At 62.4% G+C, this 20,077-nt stretch carries 17 protein-coding genes; 6 read left to right on the forward strand and 11 right to left on the reverse strand.

The genetic code is table 11. The features are described 5' to 3' along the window. Nucleotides 1-2: 2 nt before the first annotated feature. The 6 genes from WIF35_RS08170 to WIF35_RS08195 all read right to left on the reverse strand — a co-directional run bounded on the left by WIF35_RS08170 (nucleotide 3) and on the right by WIF35_RS08195 (nucleotide 4,862). A complete protein-coding gene (locus WIF35_RS08170; protein ID WP_412481071.1) occupies nucleotides 3-992 on the reverse strand; it encodes an efflux RND transporter periplasmic adaptor subunit in 990 nt (329 codons plus the stop codon). 88 nt (nucleotides 993-1,080) lie between these two features. Continuing rightward, the gene (locus WIF35_RS08175) at nucleotides 1,081-2,358 is read right to left on the reverse strand and encodes an MFS transporter (protein ID WP_412481072.1); all 1,278 of its coding nucleotides are present in this window, start codon (nucleotides 2,356-2,358) and stop codon (nucleotides 1,081-1,083) included. Between the two features lie 101 nt (nucleotides 2,359-2,459). Beyond that, complete coding sequence (locus WIF35_RS08180; protein ID WP_412481073.1) at nucleotides 2,460-2,762, reverse strand: c-type cytochrome; 303 nt, start codon at nucleotides 2,760-2,762, stop codon at nucleotides 2,460-2,462. A 77-nt stretch (nucleotides 2,763-2,839) separates the two neighbouring features. After that, nucleotides 2,840-3,883 carry a potassium channel family protein gene (locus tag WIF35_RS08185; RefSeq protein ID WP_412481074.1) on the reverse strand — a complete coding sequence of 348 codons (1,044 nt, stop codon included), beginning with the start codon at nucleotides 3,881-3,883 and terminating at the stop codon, nucleotides 2,840-2,842. A 13-nt stretch (nucleotides 3,884-3,896) separates the two neighbouring features. Next, nucleotides 3,897-4,388 (reverse strand): DUF3124 domain-containing protein, encoded by a 492-nt coding sequence (locus WIF35_RS08190; protein ID WP_412481075.1) that lies wholly within the window; start codon nucleotides 4,386-4,388, stop codon nucleotides 3,897-3,899. A 102-nt stretch (nucleotides 4,389-4,490) separates the two neighbouring features. After that, complete coding sequence (locus WIF35_RS08195; RefSeq protein ID WP_412481076.1) at nucleotides 4,491-4,862, reverse strand: Hpt domain-containing protein; 372 nt, start codon at nucleotides 4,860-4,862, stop codon at nucleotides 4,491-4,493. Between the two features lie 134 nt (nucleotides 4,863-4,996). Between WIF35_RS08195 and WIF35_RS08200 the strand changes: the two genes are divergently transcribed. Next, entirely contained in the window at nucleotides 4,997-5,707 is a 711-nt protein-coding gene (locus WIF35_RS08200; RefSeq protein WP_412481077.1) for a response regulator transcription factor, read from the forward strand. 46 nt (nucleotides 5,708-5,753) lie between these two features. Here the strand turns inward: WIF35_RS08200 and WIF35_RS08205 are convergent, their stop codons facing one another. After that, nucleotides 5,754-6,920, reverse strand: coding sequence for an ATP-binding protein (locus WIF35_RS08205; RefSeq protein WP_412481078.1), 1,167 nt, complete (start codon nucleotides 6,918-6,920; stop codon nucleotides 5,754-5,756). Between the two features lie 3 nt (nucleotides 6,921-6,923). Next, a complete protein-coding gene (locus tag WIF35_RS08210) occupies nucleotides 6,924-7,604 on the reverse strand; it encodes a response regulator transcription factor (RefSeq protein WP_412481079.1) in 681 nt (226 codons plus the stop codon). Between the two features lie 373 nt (nucleotides 7,605-7,977). On the opposite strand from WIF35_RS08210, the gene WIF35_RS08215 reads away from it, so the two are divergent. Both WIF35_RS08215 and WIF35_RS08220 read left to right on the forward strand, forming a co-directional pair. Next, nucleotides 7,978-8,877 (forward strand): EF-hand domain-containing protein, encoded by a 900-nt coding sequence (locus WIF35_RS08215; protein WP_412481080.1) that lies wholly within the window; start codon nucleotides 7,978-7,980, stop codon nucleotides 8,875-8,877. A 146-nt stretch (nucleotides 8,878-9,023) separates the two neighbouring features. After that, nucleotides 9,024-9,485, forward strand: coding sequence for a PaaI family thioesterase (locus WIF35_RS08220; RefSeq protein ID WP_412481081.1), 462 nt, complete (start codon nucleotides 9,024-9,026; stop codon nucleotides 9,483-9,485). Between the two features lie 85 nt (nucleotides 9,486-9,570). Here the strand turns inward: WIF35_RS08220 and WIF35_RS08225 are convergent, their stop codons facing one another. Beyond that, nucleotides 9,571-9,996, reverse strand: a complete 426-nt coding sequence (locus WIF35_RS08225) for a hypothetical protein (RefSeq protein ID WP_412481082.1) — start codon at nucleotides 9,994-9,996, stop codon at nucleotides 9,571-9,573. Nucleotides 9,997-10,122: 126 nt separating this feature from the next. Between WIF35_RS08225 and WIF35_RS08230 the strand changes: the two genes are divergently transcribed. Next, on the forward strand, nucleotides 10,123-10,956 hold the full coding sequence (locus WIF35_RS08230) for a phosphate/phosphite/phosphonate ABC transporter substrate-binding protein (RefSeq protein WP_412481083.1): 834 nt from the start codon (nucleotides 10,123-10,125) through the stop codon (nucleotides 10,954-10,956). 9 nt (nucleotides 10,957-10,965) lie between these two features. Beyond that, a complete protein-coding gene (locus WIF35_RS08235; RefSeq protein WP_412481084.1) occupies nucleotides 10,966-13,026 on the forward strand; it encodes an ATP-binding protein in 2,061 nt (686 codons plus the stop codon). A gap of 9 nt (nucleotides 13,027-13,035) precedes the next feature. Here WIF35_RS08235 and WIF35_RS08240 read toward each other — a convergent pair whose 3' ends face one another. Then, nucleotides 13,036-14,355: a sigma-54 interaction domain-containing protein gene (locus WIF35_RS08240; RefSeq protein WP_412481085.1), complete on the reverse strand. Its 1,320-nt coding sequence runs from the start codon at nucleotides 14,353-14,355 to the stop codon at nucleotides 13,036-13,038. A gap of 347 nt (nucleotides 14,356-14,702) precedes the next feature. On the opposite strand from WIF35_RS08240, the gene ccoG reads away from it, so the two are divergent. Next, entirely contained in the window at nucleotides 14,703-16,109 is a 1,407-nt protein-coding gene (gene ccoG / locus WIF35_RS08245) for a cytochrome c oxidase accessory protein CcoG (protein ID WP_412481086.1), read from the forward strand. Nucleotides 16,110-16,209: 100 nt separating this feature from the next. Here ccoG and WIF35_RS08250 read toward each other — a convergent pair whose 3' ends face one another. Continuing rightward, nucleotides 16,210-20,040 carry an MHYT domain-containing protein gene (locus tag WIF35_RS08250; RefSeq protein ID WP_412481087.1) on the reverse strand — a complete coding sequence of 1,277 codons (3,831 nt, stop codon included), beginning with the start codon at nucleotides 20,038-20,040 and terminating at the stop codon, nucleotides 16,210-16,212. Nucleotides 20,041-20,077 lie beyond the last annotated feature (37 nt).

Raw genomic sequence — 20,077 nt, forward strand, 5'->3', positions numbered from 1 at the left:
GCTTACTTGCCCGCCTTGAGTTGAATGCCGGCCTTGACCGGATCGGTCACCACCTTGTCGCCGCTGACCAGGCCGGCCAGCACTTCGAGCTCGCCTTCACCGACGGCATCGCCCAGACGCAGTTGGCGCAGGCTCAGACGATTGTCAGCCGTTTGCACATAAACCGAGGCGACTTCGCCGCGACGCAACACGGCAGCAGCCGGCACGGTCAGCTTCTCGGCCTGACCGACGACGAAATGCACGCGGGCGTACATGCCCGGCGTCGCTTCCGGCAGATCGGGCAAGCCGACACGCACCTGCGACACGTGCGTCGAGGCATCGGCCGTCGGCAGCAGGTTCACCGAGGTCGCCTTGACCCACTTGCGCAACTCCGGGAATTCGACGCTAGCTGCTTTGACGCCACGCATCTGCGGCAGACGGTATTGCGGCACGCTGGCGGTCACACGCAAACCGCCCGGCTGGTAAATGGTAAACAAGGGCTTACCCGGCGTCGCCATGTCGCCAACCTCGGCCAGACGGCGGGCGACGATGCCGTCGATCGGCGCAACGATGGTGGCGTGGCTCTGGCTCGCGCCGGCAGCCGAACGGTTGGCAGCGGCCGCATCGAAATCGGCCTTGGCCTTGTCCACGGCCGCCTGGCTGACGAATTTCTGTTCCTTCAGGCTCTTGTTACGTTCGTAATTCAGCTTGGCGTTGGCGTAGACCGCATCGGCGGCACGCGCGGCTTCTTCGGCTTCGCGGGCATCGATGCGCATCAGCACCTCGCCTTTCCTCACCGACTGTCCGGCATCGACCCGCGTTTCCAGTACGCGGCCGGCCACCTGGGCGCCGACCGTCGCCTGCTGCACCGCCTCGACCAGCGCCTCGGCCGGGAAGGTGAGATCGACCGCATGCGGCTTGACCACGACCACCGGCAACGGCTCGGCGGCCACTGCTGCGGTGCACGCCCCAAAAAGGGCAAAAACCAGGGAGCGAAGAGTATGTGCGTTCATGAATATAAGCATACGCTAATTTATATAAATCAGGCAAGCCGACCATCGGCACAGCAATTGATTTTATTGCGTTTTCCCGAGGGGCAATTCAGCTGGCCTGCCAGATGTTGCGGCAGCGCGTTTCCTTGATCCACCAACTGGCCAGCGCCCCGAGCGCAGCACACAGGGTGACGACCAGCACGCCGTGGCGCCAGGTCGCCACGTCGTAGACGCGCACCCCGGCCACCATCTCGCCCTGCCAGCCCAGATCCATGACCCAGCCGAACAAGGGCTGCAGCAAGGCCCCGGCCAGGAAGCCGCCCATATTGGCGACGCTGGTCGACATACCGGAAAGCAGCGGCGGATTGACTTCCTTGGCGCAGGCCCAGCTCAGGCTGAAACCGGCCGTGGTCAGTCCCATCAGACCGAACAGGGCATAGGACAGAGGCAGCGGCATGGTCACGCCAGACAGCCAGATCAGCCACAGCAAGACATAGAAATGCGAGGCGGCAACCAACACCGGCTTGCGTCGCCCCAGACGATCGGACAGGCTACCGACCAGCAGACAACCGACGGCGAAGCCGCCGAACCACAGCGACAGATGACTGGCCGCCACCTGGCGCGGCATGCCGTGCACCTGCATCAGATAAGGCGTCGCCCACAGGCCGGCGAAGGTGAAGAAGGCGCCCGACATACCGGTATTGACCAGCACCGTCGGCCAGGTCGAGCGGTTTTTCAGCACGGCGAGCAGGCTATTGAATACCGCCGTGCGATCGAAACGCGGTTTATGCCCCGCAGCCAGCGCGGCCGGACTGTCGCATACGATCAGCCAGCACAGCACGCCGAGCGTCAGCGACAGGGCGCCGACGCCGATAAAAACCCCGCGCCAGCCGGTCGCCTGGGCCAGGGCCGAGAGCGGCGCGCCGGCCAACACCGAGCCGAGGTTGCCGACCAGCATGCAGATGCCGACGATGGTGGCGAAGCGGTTTTCCTCAAACCACACCGCCACCAGTTTGAGCATGGCAATGAAGGTGACCGACACGCCGAGCCCGATCAAGGTGCGTCCGACAAGCGCCAGATCGAGCGACGGCGCAAAGCCGAAGAGAAAACTGCCCGCCCCGCCGACGATGCCGCCCAGCGCGAGAATTCGGCGCGGCCCCAGCGTGTCGGCCAGGATGCCCGTCGGAATCTGCATCACCGTGTAGACATAGAAATAGGTTGCCGCCAGCACGCCGAGCGACGCCGCCGAGGTCTGGAAGGCCGCCGCCAGATCCTGCGCAATACCCGCCGGCGCGAAGCGCTGGAAGAAGGACAGCACGTAGGCGACGGCAACGACGCCGAGAATCAGCCAACGGCGGCGTTTGAGGTCTTCGCTCAGCGGAGTCATGGTCGGCTTCCTCCTCGCGGAGATGAAATGACGAAGCGGCCGCCCACGATGTGTAGCGGCCTAAAGAGTTCGGCGCCCGCAGGCGCCGAAAACATCAGGGATTACTTGAGGGAAAGAACCCACTTGGCCAAGGTCGCCGCCTCGGCATCGGTCACGTTGTTCGGCGGCATCGGCACCTGACCCCATTCGTTTTTGCTGCCGTTCTTGATCTTGCCCGCCAGCGCAGCTTCCACGCCCTTTTCGCCAGCACGCTTAGCGACGATATCCTTGTAGCTCGGCCCGACAATCTTCTTGTCGACAGCGTGGCAAGTCATGCAATTCTTGCTCTTGGCCAGATCTTCCGAAGCCTGGACAACTCCCGTCACAGCCAAGGCGGCGATTGCGGCAACAACGATTTTCTTCATGTTTTCCTCCTGTTTTTATTGATGGACAAACTACTTTCCGCCGTCAGTCTAACCTGAGACAACGCCGGGCTTGCAGATTAGCTGGCCGTATCGATCAGCAGTGTTTCCAATTCCAGCCGCCCAACCGGACTGGCCATGGCGATCAGCGTAAAACCCGGCTTCAACAGGTAATCCTTGTCCGGATTGAATTGCCAGTTGCCGTTGCGTTCGCGTACGGCGAGCAGAACGTAATGGGCGCTACGCAGTTTCAGGTTGCCCAGCGGCTTGGGAATGAAAGCCGCCGGCACCGGAACTTCCTCGACACGCAGGTTCTTCTCCGACTTCAGCATCTCGTCGAGGAAGGAAACGACGTGCGGTCGAATCATCGCCGAGGCGATGCGCATGCCGCCGGTAAAGTCCGGCGAGACGATGGCATCGGCGCCGGCCTTCTTCATCTTTTCGATATTGCGCTGCTCGGTGCAACGCGCCACCACCCGCAAATCCGGCTTCAACTGCTTGGCGGTCAATACGATCATCAGGTTGCGCGAGTCGTCGCCAGTCACGGCGAAGAGGCCTTTGGCATCGTCGAGGTCGGCCAGCAGCAAGACGTCGTCGTCACTGGCATCGCCATGCAGGTAGAGAAAGCCTGGATTCCGCTCCTTGTATTCCTCAAGCCGGTGCAGATCCTCATCCACTCCAACGTAATGGCGATTGGTCGCCTCCAGTTCGTGGGCGATGTTACGGCCGACACGGCCGAAACCGCACAGAATGTAATGCCCCTTCAGTTTCTTGATTGCTTTTTCCATGCGTTTTCTCCGCAGGGTTCCATTGAGGTCGGTTTCGAGCAGGGCGACAGTCACCACCGAAAAGAGCATCGACAGGTTGCCCGCGCCGAGGATGCCGATGATGACCGTCAGGATACGGGCCGGCTGATTGCTCGACATGTCGATGATTTCACCGTAGCCGATGGTGGCAACGGTGATGAAGGTCATGTAGAAGCAGTCGAACCACGAATATTTGTGCTCGGTGAGCAACATGTAGCCGACAGTGCCAAAGACATGCACGGCGACCAACATGCCGAGCGCGATATAGAGCAGCCGGAAGATGTAGCTGATCTGGCTGGAATTGATACCGTTGGCCAAGGTCGCCCCCGAATTAGTCGGTGACCGGCACCGACTGGGTCATGAAGATGACGGCCTTGCCGCCATCCATATTGGCGTGCAAGGACTCCACCAGGGGCGGATTGATCGTCTGCTCGGCATCCCATTTGATGATGAAATTGGCGCCTGATCCGCCGGAAGCATCATTCAGCTCGACGAACAACTCGAGCGTACCGAGCGGCGGAATCAGCACCGGGGTCGGCACACGCTCGCCGAGCAGCTTGCCGTGAGTATCGAAATAACGCGCCGACAGAACCCGCAAAGGACGCTTGGCATCGGTATTGCGAATGCTGACCAGGGCCGACAACAGCACATAGGAGGCCTTGCCCGCCTTGCCCAGATTGCCGTACAGCATGTGCGAATAGATCGGCAGATATAACGTCTGCCCCTTGACCAGCGGCCTGACCTCCTGCGCTGCGACGATCGAGGTAACGAACGACAGCGACACGGCCGCCACGGCCAAGCGCACGCGATGCAAAATCCCCATGATTCCCCTCCCTGTCGGCCATCGTTGGCCGACGACGATTCATGACGGGATTCTGCCACAGCCACGAAGGCCGCGCAGCCGAGCTTTGGGCCGAAGCAGCGCTCAGTTGCCGGTCTGTACCTCGAGCCAGGCGGCTTCGGCAACACGCCAGGTCCGCCGGAATGCCTCGCGCAACGCCAGACGCAAGCCCTCGGTGACGGCCGCCGGACAAGACTGGCCGGCCAAGGCGTCCTCCAAGGCCTCGGCAGCCGCGGCGAGGCGCACGGCGCCGATATTGGCCGCGGCACTGCGCAGCGAATGCACTTTCTTTCGCTCATCGACCAGATTCGCCCGGCTGATTTCCCACTCCTGGAGCCAGTCGGCGTAGTGCTCAATGAACAGTCCAAAGGACTGCCACCATAAATTCTCGTCGTCGAGCATGCGCGCGACCGCAGCGGCAACGTCGAAGCCATCCAGTACGCGCGGTATCGCCATAATATAAATTCGCCAAAAACAATATAAGTATTGTCGCGCATACAACAATGCCGAAGTTTACGAAAAAGGTAAATCAACCCTATACAAAATCCGTGTATTACAATCGTTATATTTAATGGGCATTGGCTTACTTCATGCGCCAAACTGCGCTAATCGTCGAAGATGATCCGGGAACTCGCCACACGCTGAGTTCCACATTGGCAACGGCAGGAATCGACTGCCTGTTTGCTTCGGACGGTGCCAGCATGTGGCGCCAACTCGGCAACAATCCGGACGTGATCATCCTAGACCTCGGGTTGCCCGATGCCGACGGCCTCGAGCTGTTGCGCCAATTGCGCCAGCAATCGGAAGTACCGGTCATCATCCACTCGACCCGTTCCGACGAGATCGAGCGCATCATCGGCATCGAAATCGGCGCCGACGACTACCTGCCCAAGCCCTGCAACATGCGCGAACTGCTGGCGCGCACACGTAGCCTGCTACGGCGCAGCCAGATTCGCCATACCGCGCAATCGCGCGGCGACCGTCGCCTGCATTTCGGCGACTGGATACTGGATACGGCCTCGCGCGAACTGAGTCGTCTCGGCAGCAACGAAGCGACGACGCTGGGCATTTCCGGTTTCGCCTTGCTCGGCGCCTTTCTCGACAAACCGTTCGAACCGCTGTCGCGCGAACACCTGTCGCGCGTACTGAAACGCGAATACATCCCCTACGATCGCATCATCGACGTACACGTCAGCCAGTTGCGGCGGATCCTGGGGCGCCAGGCCGATGGCAGCCATTTCATCAAGACCCTGCGCTCGCAGGGTTACGTCTTCGTCGCCCCGGTCGAGGCGACTGCCTGAAGCTGCGGTGCACCTGCCGTTTCCGGCAAAAACCAGAGTGGCACGTTCATGCGGTGCTCGCCAGGGGGATGCGCATGTGCACCAGCAAACCGCCGCTCGGACGATTCTCGGCGGCGATAGATCCGCCTAGCGACTCGATCACCCGCCGCGCAATCGCCAGCCCCAAGCCGTAACCGTCGCCCGTCGCCTGCCCCTGGCCGCGATAGAAGGGCTGGAAGATGCTATCCAAGGCCGCCACTGGCACGCCGCAGCCCTCGTCGGCGATGCGCATATGGAAACCGCCGTCGGCCTCGCAACCGGCCGCCAGGGTGACGCGCGTCCCCGCGGGCGCATGACGCAAGGCGTTACGCACGACATTCTCGATGGCCCGGTGCAGCAATTCCGGATTGGCCGACAGAACCGCCATCTCCCCCGGCCGGTAATCCAGTGCTACCTGCCGTCCCTCGCCCTCGAACACGGCGTCCTCGGCGATCGCTTCGAGCAATTCGGCCATATCGACCGCCTCGATCCGCCCGGCGACGCCCGCCTCCAGGCGGGCCAGGGTCAACAGTTCGCCGACCAGCCCATTCATCCGCTCCCCCTCGCGCTCGATCCGCTGCAGGCAGTCCTCCAGACGTTCCGGCTGTTGCCGGGCCAGGCCGATGGCGGCCTGCAGTCGCGCCAGCGGCGAACGCATCTCGTGCGAAACGTCGTGCAGCAAGCGCTTCTGCCCGGCCACCGAGGCCTGGAGACGCTCGGTCATGCCGTCAAAATCGTTCCCCAGATCGGCCAACTCGTCGCGGCGGCCGCCCATGGCCTTGGCCACCCGCACCCCCAGATCGCCTTCGGCAACCGAGCGCAAGCCGTTGCGTAACTGCCGTATCGGCTTGGCGAAATACCAGGCCAGCCCAGCCGCGCACAAGAGACTCACCAGGAAACCGCTGAGTAGAGGAATCAGCGGAATACCCCGCCCCGGACCCGGCGGGCCTGGCGGCCGAGGCGGCCTCCGCATGTCGTCTTCCGGTTTGGGCGGGCCGAAAGGCGCCATCTCAGGCGGCGGAGGCGGTCGCTCATCGCCGTGGTGTTTTGCGAACTCCGGCGGTGAACGACTATCGATCGCCAGATGCGGCAGCGTTCCCTCGCGCTCCAACCAGAACAAGGTTCCGGTGACGCCAACGCCGACCAGCTGCCCGAGCCAGATGAACAGCAGGAATTTCCAGAAAAGGCGGCCCACCGGTTATTCCCGGATCAACTGGTAGCCCTGCCGATAGACCGTCTGGATACATGAGCGGCCATCGGCCAGCGTGCCCAGCTTGTGCCGGATGCTCGACAAATGCACATCGACGCTGCGATCGAATCGCGTCAACGGCCGCCCCAGAGCCTGCTCCGACAGGTCGCCCTTGCTCACCGGCCGACCGGCATTGCGGGCCAGCACTTCGACGAGGTTGAACTCCGTGCTGGTCAGTTCGACGGCCTGACCTCCCCATTCGACACGACGCTGTTCCGGGTAGACCGCCAGCGCGCCGATCACCATCGGCCCGGCGGCTTCGCTGCCGTTTCTGGTGCGGCGCAGGATAGCCCGCAGGCGGGCCGCCAGTTCGCGCGGCAGGCAGGGCTTGGGCACATAGTCGTCGGCCCCGAGTTCCAGGCCGAGAATGCGATCCATGTCATCGCCCTTGGCCGTCAACATTAAAACCGGCACATCGCTCGCTGCCCGGATGCGACGCAAAACCTCGATGCCGCTCATCCCGGGCATCATCACGTCGAGCACGACCAGGGCGTAGCTACCGGCCAGCGCTTCGGCCACGCCGCTCTCGCCATCATGCACGGCGGTCACGGCAAAACCGTCCTGGTTCAGGTAATCCCGCAGCATGCAGGAGAGTTCGACGTCGTCGTCGACGATCAGTATCTGGCTCATCGCTCGAAATATTTGGCTATCCGGCAGCGATGTTACCGAAGCCACCTGCCACGAACCAGACAAAAAGTGGCGTCTTTACAGAGTTTTACGGCAATTTCTTCCTGCCGACGCGAAGAAAGCCCGGAACGATGCCATCTGGGCCGGATCGGCAAAATCTGCCGCAACGCGCCACGACTCTCCAGCAAATGGCCAAACAAACCGAATGACTCCGGTTTTTGGCCGAAATGCCCCTCGCCCTTAACGAGTTTTTACTCTGATTTACCCAAAACGCCGCCAATTTTCGGCCATTCAGGCCGATAAGTTGCTCAAGCAGGACAAATCCGGAGGCGTTTCCGGAGTTTTATTTCCTATCTTTTCCACGAGGGGATTCATCATGCTCAGCAGCATCAACTCGGCATCGTCGATCAGCCAGCTGTTCTCAAAACTCGACACCAAGAAGCAAGGCTATCTGGAAAAAAGCGATCTGGTCTCCGCTTTCAGCCAGATCGATTCGAGCGGCGACAGCACGTCGGTCGATCAACTATTCAGCGCACTCGACAGCGATGGCGACGGCAAGGTCAGCGAAAGCGAATTTTCCAGCACCCTCACCAAACTGCAGGAAGAACTGAATGGCCAGTTCAACTCCATGCGTATGGGCGGCTTCCAGGGAGCCCAAGGGGCCGGCATGGGGGGCATGCCCCCGCCGCCTCCACCGCAGGACGACGAAGGCTTCACCAAGGACGAACTGCAAAGCCAGCTCGCTGAGATCGGCGACAGCGACTCAGAACGTTCGAGCTTCATCTCCAACGTCGTGAACAATTTCGACAAGGCCGATACCAACGGCGACGGCAAGGTGAGTTTCGCCGAAGCTCAGGCCGTCAACGGCAATTCCGGCAGCACCGACGAGACCTCGGCCAGCTCGAACAAGCCTGCCCACATGCCGCCACCGCCGAAGGGCGAAGACAAGGGCTTCACCCTGTCCGAACTGAAGAGCCAACTGGAGGAAATCGGCAGCAGCGACAGTCAGCGCGCCACCCTCATTTCCAGCATCGTCAGCAACTTCGAAGCCGCCGACACCGATGGCGACGGCAAGGTGAGCTTCGCCGAAGCCCAGGCCTACCAGGAGCAAACCAGCGGCACTACCGACGGAACAGCCACCGCTTCGACCAGCAGCGCAGCGAACTCCGATGCCCAACTGATGAAGCAGATCATGCAACTGATGCATGCCTATAGCAGCTTCAACGACAACAACACCAATTCTTCGCTGAGCAGCCTGCTGTCGGTTTCTGCCTGAAAGCGACACCTGTTCCCGCCAAGGCCGGCCTCGCCGGCCTTTTTTTCTTGGCGGAAATTGCATTGCACCTGTCCGCCCACAGCATGGCGTCGGGCCATCCGCCGCCTTAGCATAGCCGGCACAAAAGCAAACCTCTTGGAGAAGACATGCTGGCCTTTCAGGACTACTACCCGGAAAACGTCGCTCATTGCTACGGCTGCGGCCGCCTCAACGAGCAGGGGCATCAGATCAAGACCTATTGGGAGGGCGACGAGACGGTCACCCGCTTCACGCCGCGCCCCGAACATACGGCCATCCCGGGTTTCGTCTATGGCGGGCTGCTCGCCTCGCTGATCGACTGCCATGGCACGGGCACGGCCGCGGCCGCCATGTACCGCGCCGAAAACCGGGCCATGGATAGCCTACCGGCCTTCCGCTTCGTGACCGGCTCGCTGCACGTCGATTATTTGAAGCCGACACCGCTCGGCCCAACCCTGGAAATCCGCGGCCGCGTCAAGGAAATCAAGGGCCGCAAGGTGATCGTCGAAGCCACGGTCTACGCCGATGGCATCGCCACCGCACGCGGCGAAATCGTCGCCGTGCAGATGCCGGAGAGCTTCACCGCCTGATGCCCGACCTCAACGGGGGCACTGCTGCGGTGCACTGGCCCAAACAGGCAAAAACCGGAAACCGGCGTCCCGGCCGCTTAAGGCCTCATGGCGCCAGCGGCCAGCGGAACTGGACGGTCTTCAAGCCCTCCTTGGCGCCGACCCGCAGGCGCTGCATGCGCGTCACGTCGCCGACGGTGGCGCGCACCTCATAGCGCCCGGCCGGAAGCTTGGCGAGGAAGACCGGCCCTTCGGCCACCGCCTCCAGCAAGGGTTTGCCGACGGCGTCGGCGATCACGACCTTGACGTCGCTGAGGTACTCGCCGTTCTGCAGGGCGAAGACCAGCTTGACGTTGAAGCCCATCTCCAACGCCCCGACCCGCTCCAGCGACTCGTCACCGACACCGCCCGAAACGTAGGAGATATCGCCGCTCTGCTTCACCGCCTCGCCGTTGGCCGCCAAGGCCGATGTCGCAGCCAATAGGGCGGCCGCCAAGAGCACGAAAACGCATCGAATCGATCGTTGCCACATCGCCAACTCCTTTCGCAGAACACTCGCCTTTTCCGGCGAGCAACTTGTATTCACATTAGCAGGTCAAATCGCATTTAGCTCTCGCAAATTTGGTATATTGATTGACTCTTTTCTTTCGGGGGTTCCATGTTCTCTCGCATACTCCTCGCCCTGCTCCTCGCCGTTTCCGGCATCAGCCACGCCCAAACGAAGGCCTACCGCTTTTCGCCGGTCAATCAATGGGACATTGCCAAAACCGCGGCCTACTGGAACCCCATCATCCGCTACGTCAGCGACAAGAGCGGCGTACCGCTCGAACTGAAGATCGGCCGCACCTCCGCCGACACTACCGCCTACGTATTGGCCCAGGAAGTCGAATTCGTCTTCTCCAACCACTTGTTCAGCCCGGAACGCGACAAACTCGGCTGGAAAGTCTTCGGACGCCGCTGGACCCCGCCGCTCTACGGTCAGATCGCCGTACCGGCCGACTCGCCGATCACCAAGCTGGAGGAACTGAAGGGGCAGGAGGTCGTCTTTGCCGGACCGGAAGCCTTCATCGGCTATCGGATCACCTATGCCCAGCTACTCAACCGCAATGTCGACGTCAAGGTCGTCTTTGCCGGCAACCAGAACGCGGCCTTCGCCCAGCTCTTCGCCGGCAAGGCCAAGGCCGTAGGTAGCAACTCCGCCCTGATCGACGGTTACACCATCCGCGAGGGCAAGAAGTTCCGCGTCCTGTGGACCTCGGAGGGCTACCACGACCTCGCCCTGATGGCTTCCAGCAAGGTTCCGGAAAAGGACGTCAAGGCCGTCGCCTCGGCCTTCATCGGCATGCATCGGGACCCCGTCGGCAAAGCCATCCTGCTACGCGCCTCGGAAGAAGTCGGGCTCGACCCCAAGGCTTACTTCCTGCCCGCCAACGCTGCCGATTACGAGCCCTACCGCCGCTTCTACCAGAACGCCCCGGCCGCCGTCCGCTGACCGTCGCCGATGAAGCTGCTCGCCTACCTGCTGCCCAGGGCCCTGATTACTCGGGTCTATGCGCTGTATTCGGCGACCCTGCTCCTGTTCGTCGGCAGCAGCCTCTTCCTTTTCTACGAATACCAGGCCAAGGCCGCTATCGAAGAAGCCCAGGATTCGGCCAGCATGCTGGTCGAAGTGGTCGCCCAGACCGTGACCGACAGCGCCGTCATCGGCGACTACGACACCATCCAGCGCACCCTGGACAAGGCCATCCTGCGCTCGCAATTCGACTCCGCCGCCTTCATCGACCTGCAAGGCGCCGTGATCAAGAGCGAACACCGCTCAATACCGCGCACGCCTGCTCCTGAATGGTTGCGAGCCCAGGTCGCCGGGCAGCTGTTCGATGCCAACCGCGCCATCTCCGCAGGCGGGAAGGATTACGGCGTGCTGCGCCTGGAGTTCTCGCTCGACGCCATCAGCGGCGGTCTCTGGCAACTGGTGCGCACGGCCTTCGCCCTCGCCGTCGTCAGTCTCCTCGGCGGCCTGCTCATCATGTGGTTTCCGCTCAAGCGCTGGCTCGGTACGCTGGACCGCGTGCGCGCCTACGACCCGGCATCGTCACGAACAGCCAATGCCTCGGCAGCGGCCGACACCGAGGACATTCCTCTCGAATTCCGCCCCGCCTTCGAGGTATTGCGGCGTAACGCCGAAAGCCTGCGCAGCGAGCTCGAAGCACGCGAACGGGCCATCCGCTCGCTGCAGGACGTCGCTGCCAGTCTGCTGCACGTCAGCAGTCTGGCCCAACCGGACAAGGAAGCCGACCTCGACGGCCTGGCCAAAGTCATCGCCCGCCTGGTGGCCGAACGCGAAGCCAGCCGACTCGAACTGGAACAAGCCAAGGAAGCCGCCGAAGCCGCCAACCTGGCCAAGAGCGAATTCCTGGCCAACATGAGCCACGAGATTCGCACGCCGATGAACGGCATCCTGGGCATGACCGACCTCGTCCTCGACTCCGAACTGAACGCCGAACAACGCGAATTCATCGGCATCGTCAAAACCTCGGCCGAATCGCTGCTCACCATCATCAACGACATCCTGGATTTCTCGAAGATCGAGGCCGGCATGCTGACCATCGAGAAGATCCCCTGCGATCTGGCAACAGTGGTCGGCGATGCCCTGCAGCCGATGGCCATCCTCGCCGAAGCCAAGCAGCTCGAACTCAAGCGCGAGATTGCCGGTGACGCGCCCGGCAATTTCCTGTGCGACCCCATCCGCCTGCGCCAGATCATCGTCAATTTGGTCGGCAACGCCATCAAGTTCACGACCACCGGCAGCATCACCTTCGGCATCGCGCCGCTGCGCAGTGAAGCCGGCGAGGCCATGCTGCACTTTTTCGTGCGCGATACCGGCATCGGCATTCCGCCCGAACGGCTGGATCACATCTTCGATGCCTTCACCCAGGCCGATAGCTCGACGACCCGCCAGTTCGGCGGCACCGGACTGGGCCTGTCGATCACGCGCAAGCTGGTCGAACTGCAAGGCGGCAGGCTCTGGGTCGAAAGTCAGCCCGGCCAGGGCAGCACCTTCCATTTCTCGCTGCCGAACCCTGCGGCCGACACGCATCCCAATGCCTCCGCCGAGACCACGAGCAACGCCGCAAATGCCTCGCCGCAAAACGGAAGCCTTGGCAATGGCCTGAATGTCCTGCTGGTAGACGACAACCCGGTCAATCGCAAGCTGGCTTGCGTCATGCTCGAACGACGCGGCTACCGGGTGACGCAGGCGACGAACGGCCGCGAGGCAATCCAGCTGCTCGACCTGAATGCCTTCGATGCCGTGCTGATGGACATGCAGATGCCCGAACTGGACGGTCTCAGCGCCACGCGCATCATCCGCACCAAAGAAAACGCCGAAACCCGCCCGCGCGTGCCGATCATCGCGATGACGGCGAACGCCATGGACTCCGACCGCGAGCAGTGTCTGGAAGCCGGTATGGACGATTACATCTCGAAGCCGATCAAGGCCGCCCAGTTGTTCGAGCGCCTTGCGCACTGGACGGGTCAGCCGACGCCGGTCGATCCCGCCTGAACCTCGGCGTCAGTTGCCGGCCAGTCCTTGCAGCTTGCGGTACAAGGTGCGCTGACTGACTCCCAGGCGCTTGGCCAACTCCGGCAGATCGCGCCCATGCTTTTCCTTGGCCCAGGCGATGTAACGCTTCTCCAGATCTTCGAGCGGCACCACCTCGGCAACGCCAAATCCGCTCTCTCGCTGGACGGTCGCTAGCGGAATGTCGTCGGCCATTTCCTGCAGATGCACGACGTCGATACGCTCGCCATCGGCCAGCAGAGAGGCACGTTCGATCAGGTTGCGCAGTTCGCGGATATTGCCGCTGTAGCGCCGGCCCGACAGCCACTCCAGCGCCGCCGGGGTAAAGCGCCGCCCCTGCTTGCGATCGACCCGCTCCAACAGCGACTGCGCCAGCAACGGGATATCGCCGGCCCGCTCATGCAGTGCCGGGGTGTGGATGGGGAATGTGTTGATGCGGAAATAGAGGTCGCGGCGGAAGGTTTCGGCCTGCACCATGGCCCGCAGGTCGCGATGGGTGGCAGTGACCAGACGAAAATCCGCCGGCAGCCAGTCGAGGCCGCCGACCCGGCGGTAGGTGCCGGTTTCCAGCAGGCGCAGCAGCTTGACCTGCAAGGCCATCGGCAATTCGCCGATTTCGTCGAGAAAGAGCGTGCCGCCGGCCGCCGCTTCGACCAGCCCCTGCTTGCGATGTGTGGCACCGGTAAAGGCGCCCTTTTCGTAGCCGAACAGCTCGCTCTCGAACAGGGTTTCCGTCATGCCGGCGCAGTCCACCGCGACGAACGGCCCCTCCTCCCGAGCACTGGCTTCGTGGATGGCACGGGCAACCAGCTCCTTACCGGTGCCGGTTTCGCCGAGCAGGACGACCGCCGCATTCGAGTTGGCGACGCGCAGGATCTTTTCCAGCATTCCCATAAAAGCCGGCGAGCGCCCGACCAGGCCCTGGGCTGCCGCCCGGCCGCTGGCTTGGCGCACGACGCGCATGGTTTCGACGAAACAGACGATTTCACCGCTTTCGTCGCGAATTGGCGTCGTTTCGACCGAGACGTGCTCTTCGCCGCGCGGCGTATGGTGCAGGTGCAGCACCCGTTGCGGCACGCCTGACTCCAGACTCAGTTTCAGCGGACAGGATTCGCCAGCCTGGTCGCAAGGCACATCGAAATGATGGGAAACCTCGTAGCAGGTTCGTCCCGCCAGGTCATCCTTGCCGCCGAAATCGCGGATATAGGCCGCGTTGGCCCCGATGATCCGGTAGTCGGCATCCATCACGATGCGCGGCTCGGGCAAACCGTCGAGAAAGGAGAGCAACTCATTCAGGAAATGTGCGGTCATGGCGATATTGTCAGTAACGACATTAGCGGTTGCCAATATTGACACAAAGTAACCTGGCACGCCCCCAGATTTTCACCGCAAAAACATAAGCAACTGATTTAAATGAATTTAAATACACCCCCAGGAGCAGGCATGCATCTTGTTAATAACTAAGCCGGAAACCGGGGAGCCACCTCTCCAGCCCAGGCGCTTTCCTCAATGTCGTACCGAACTGGTGCTGGCCCCGAAGGTGTCGTCGGCGACGCCTCCCCCTTAAGTTCGCCCCGCAGGCCTGCTTTGGCGACGTCGATACCCGCCGGACCAGCACCCCGGTTTCCAACCCTTCTTCATCCACTGCCAGAGGACCGATGAGCCAGCCCGACGCCACTACGTCGCAGGAAAATCCTGCCAAAGTCTCTTTCTACGAGAAGCGCAAGAAAATCTACGCCAAGGGCGTGCGCGGATATTTCGACAACTGGCGGATTGCGCTGGTCATCCTGACCCAGGCCATCTTCTACGGCGGCTTGTGGCTGCAATGGAACGACCGCCAGGCCCTGCTTTTCCATCTGGTCGAGCGCAAGTTCTATATCTTCGGCCTGGTCTTCTGGCCGCAGGACGTGATCTATCTCTCCGCCCTGCTCATCATCTCGGCCTATGCGCTCTTCCTCGTCACGGCGGTGGCCGGTCGTTTGTTCTGCGGCTATGCCTGTCCGCAGACGGTCTACACGCAATTGTTCATGTGGATCGAGAACTGGGTCGAAGGTGACCGCAACGCCCGCCTGAAGCTCGACAAGGCGCCGATGGATGCGCGCAAGTTCCGCATCAAGGCGACCAAGTTCCTGCTCTGGGGCATTCTCGGGCTGTGGACCGGTTTCACGCTGGTCGGCTACTTCACCCCGGTCTCCGAGTTGATCGAAAACGTGCGCAACAACAACCTCGGCCCCTGGGAAACCTTCTGGATCTTCTTCTACGGCGGCTTCACCATCCTGATGGCCGGCTTCATGCGCGAGCAGGTGTGCAAGTACATGTGTCCCTATGCCCGCTTCCAGAGCGTGATGTTCGACCCGGATACGCTGATCATCACCTACGACCCGGAACGCGGCGAGCCGCGCGGCATTCGCAAGAAAGGCGCCGACACCAGCCAGCTGGGCGACTGCGTCGATTGCGGCCAGTGCGTCACCGTCTGCCCGACCGGCATCGACATCCGCAACGGTCTGCAATACGAGTGCATCGGCTGCGCCGCCTGTGTCGATATCTGCGACCAGGTCATGGACAAGGTGGGGCTGCCGCGCGGCCTCGTGCGCTACTCGACCGAGAACGCGATGGAGAAGCACCTGTCGCGCAAGGAAATCCTCGGCCACATCGTTCGCCCGCGTATCCTGCTCTATACCGCCATCCTGGCGGTCATCATGATCATCGCCGGCTGGGCGCTGACGCATCGCATTCCGCTCAAGGTGGACATCATCCGCGACCGCTCGGTGCTCGCCCGTGAAGCCGAAGACGGCCGGATCGAGAATGTCTACATGCTGCAGATCATGAATACCGAGGAACGCTCCCACCGCTACAAGGTTGCGGTGGACGGCCTCGAAGGGGCAGAAATCGAAGGCAGCGGCGAGGTCGAGGTGCCGGCGGCTGCGCTGCAGTCCTACAACACCGTCGTCCGCGTGCCGCCCGAATCCGGCAAGGCTGGCTCCAACCGCATCTTCTTCACGATTACGGCCATGGACAATCCGGACATCAAGGTCCACGAGAAAGCGTCTTTCCTCCTGCCCTGAACGCCAACAGGGTAGACTCCGCTTGGGCGGGGGCCATGCTCCCGCCTTTTTTTCGTCTACAAAACGGAAAAAGAGAATTAAATGCCCGGCGCCAGTTGGTTCAACGCGCCTGCGACAGCCATTTGCGTACCGTCGCCAGCATCATGTCCGGGTTGATCGGCTTGGTCAGGAAATCGTCCATGCCGGCATCGAAACAGCGGCTGCGATCTTCGGCGAAGGCATTCGCCGTCATTGCGACAATGGGCACCCGCGCCCCGCGCTGGCTGCGCCGGATGCGCTGCGTCGCCTCGACACCATCCATGCGCGGCATCTGCATGTCCATCAGGATCACGCCGTAGCTGGTCTCGCCGGCCTTGAGCACGGCCTCGACGCCATCCTCGGCGACATCGACGACGAAGCCAGCCTCCTGAAGTATCTCCACGGCAATTTCACCATTGATCGGTTCATCCTCGACCAACAGGATGCGCGCCCCCCGGTGCCGCTCGTCAGCCCCGCCTTCGGCGCGCGCCGCGCCCCCCTCGGCCTGCACGGCATCGGCCTTGCTCAGGCAGGCGGTGAACCAGAACAGGCTGCCTTCGCCCAGGCGGCTGCTGACGCCGGCATCACCGCCCATCAGCTGGGCCAGGCGACGGGTGATGTTGAGTCCCAAACCGGTACCGCCGTGTTCGCGCGTCGTCGAGTTATCGGCCTGCTCGAAGGCGCCGAACAGGCGAGCCTGCACTGCCTCGGGAATCCCCGGCCCGCTATCCTGCACCTCGAAGCGCAACACGACCCGGTCGCCACGATCCTCGAACAGACGGACGCGCAGGGTGACGCCACCAACCTCGGTGAACTTGATGGCATTGGTCACGTAATTGAGCAGCCCCTGGCGCAGGCGGGTCGGATCGCCGAGCAGGTTGCGCGGCAGGCCTTCGGTGCTGACGTTGATCTGCAGGCTCTTGGCCTGCGCCCGTTCGGAAGCGATGGAGGCGACATCAGCGACCAGCGCCCCGACATGCACCGGCACGCTCTCCAGCATCAGCTTGCCGGCCTCAATCTTGGACAGGTCGAGAATATCGTTGATCAAGGCCAGCAGGTGCTGGCCAGCCGTCTCGATCTTGCCCAGGCGCTCGCGCTGCTTGTCGCTCAGCGTATCGCGCTTGAGCAGGTGCACCATGCCGGTAATGGCGTTGAGCGGCGTGCGGATCTCGTGGCTCATGTTGGCCAGGAAACTGCTCTTCGCCTGGTTGGCACTCTCGGCCTCGACCGCCCGCTCGGCCAGTTGCGCGTTCAGCAACTCGATTTCGCGCGTGCGCTCGGCGACCAGCTCTTCCAAATGCGAACGGTAGCGCGCCAGTTCTTCGGCGGTCCGCTTCTTCTCGGTGATGTCTTCCTTGATCGCCAGGTAATGCGTAACCCGGCCATCGGCCTGGCGGATGGGCGAGAAACTCTGGTATTCGATGAACACCTCGCCGTTCTTGCGGCGGTTGATCAATTCGCCGTTCCACGAGCGCCCCTGGGTCAGTGCCGCCCACATGGCCTCGTAGACTTCCGGCGGGGTAAAGCCGGACTGCAGCAGGCGCGGATTCTGCCCAAGCAATTCATCGACCGTGTAACCGCTGATCCGGCAGAAGGCCTCGTTGACGTATTCGATGCGACCGCCGGTATCGGTGATCAGGATGGCATTCGGGCTCTGCTCGACCGCCTGCGACAACTTGCGCAGGCGGTCCTCGGCCGCACGCTGCTCGCTGATATCGAACCAGGCGACCACGGTACCGACCATCACGCCATTGTCGAACACTGGGCGGCCCCAGTATTCGACTGGAATCGCCGAGCCATCCTTCTTCCAGAACACCTCGTGGTCGACATGCACACCTTGCTCGCTGAGGCGGGAGGAGTAGGCCGGGCAATCGTCAAAGGGGTAAGGCGAACCGTCGGTATGGCTATGGTGTATCTGGTCGTGCACCAGTTGACCGAGCATGTCGTCGGCCTGCGCATAGCCGAGCATTTCCAGGCAGGCGCGATTGACGAAAATGCAGCGCCCCTTCTCGTCGGTGCCGTAAATTCCCTCGGCCATCGCGTCGAGCAGCAGGCGAAAACGCTTTTCGCTGACCTCGAGCTGGCGCAGTGATCCGGCCAAGGCCTGGTTGGCGTCGCGCATGGCGTTGATGTAATACCAGCCGCCATAGACGCTGAGGATCAGGAAGCCCCCGGCCACCGCAAGCAGGATGAACAGCCAGCTACGACTCTCTTCCAGCTGCCCCCAGCCCGAGAGCGGATGCGGCAGCAGCAGGCTGATACCCACCTCGGAAAAATCGCGCTGTTTGACCAGCACCGGCACGGCCGTACCGCCCAGATAGCGCAGTTGCGGGAACATCCGCTCGCCCCATGGCCGCAACGGCAACGGATCGAGCCGCGCCTGGCGATAGAGTTGCTCCCGTTCGATATCACTCAAGTGCTCGGCCGCCGCTCCTGGCAGGGTGCGCCAGAGCTGCTCCGGACGCGGCGCCAGGATCACCACGCCATTAGCATCTCCCATCAGCACCCCGGCGCCGACCAGGCGCTTGTTCAGTTCGCTGACATTGATCTTGGCGACGACGGCGCCGATCACCCGCCCCCCGTCACGGACCGGCTGCGAAAAATACAGCCCCGGAATACCCGACACCTTGCCGACCGCGTATTGCTTGCCGGGCTGCCCGGCCAGGGCGCTGCGGAAATAACTGCGCTCGCCATAATTGGCCCCGACGAAGCTACCTTCCGTTCCGGCATTGCTGGCGGCGATCCCCACGCCATTACGGTCGATCAACCAAACCACGTCGATGACGAAAGCGGCCGCCTGCACCTTGAGAAAGTCATTAACCGGCTGCAAGGACGCCTGGTTCTCGAGTTGATGGCGTAGTGCGACGACATCCTCGGTGTCGCGCCGGACACTCTCTGCCGCCAGCCGCAGAGCCTGGCGCACCGAGCTTTCCTGCGACAGCGCCAAGGGAACCGCGTGCAGCGTATCGAGGCTTTCCCGCACATTGAAGGCGACATAGTCCATTTCCCGGCTGGCCATTGCGTCGTCTGCCTCCACCAGTTTGCGCGCCGTGGCATCGTTGTAATACTTGGCGGCAAAGGCGGCGACAAGCAGCCAGATGACGATCAGTACCGCGAGCGGCCTCAGCCGCTGGGCATCGATCTGAAAATCGGCCCGTCGGGCAAGCACGGCGGCCATGGTGACGATGACCATGGACAAGGTGGTCAGGGCCAGCGTCGCGGCGAGCAAGGTTGGCGTCAGCGCGGACGGCACCCCGCTGGATTCGTTGTCGCGGATGAAATACGCGGCAGCCATCGCCGTGTAGTGCATGCCGGAAATCGCCCCGCCCAGGATGAGCGCAGCCAGCACGTTTTGCCAGCGTTTATCGACCAAACGCGGCAGCAAGCGCAGCTTGGCCCACAAGGCCAGGACCGCCAGCAGCACGGCGACAACCACCGACAACAGGAAGAGAGTACGGTCGTAACGGACCACCCCATCGAGCCGCATGGCGGCCATGCCACTGTAGTGCATGGTGCCGATACCGAGGCCGATCAATAGTCCGCCGAGCAGCATCGCGCGCAGTCCGGTGTGGCTACGGGCAACCAGACGCAAGGCAAGGATGCAGGCGAGAATGCCGGGCACGACGGAAGCCGCCGTCAGCCACGGCGAATAATTGACGGCACAGGGCAGCTTGAAGGCCAGCATGCCGACGAAGTGCATGGTCCAGATGCCGACGCCCATGGTCATGCCGCCGGCGGTCAGCCACTTGCGACGCGCCATGCCGGCGGGCAACTCTGCCACCAGATCGGACACCCGCAGGGCGGCAAAGCACGAGAAGATGGCCACCGCCAGCGAAACGGCAACGAGGAAGGCGTTGTACTCCCCGACGTAGAGCAGGCTTTCCGCCGGTGGCGTGTTAATTAATTCAAGCATTTATCGCTTCACCGCAATTTCCGGTCAGTGGCGCTTC

Origin of the sequence: Azonexus sp. IMCC34839 (genome assembly GCF_047047955.1) — a bacterium.
Classification (GTDB): Bacteria; Pseudomonadota; Gammaproteobacteria; order Burkholderiales; family Rhodocyclaceae; genus Azonexus.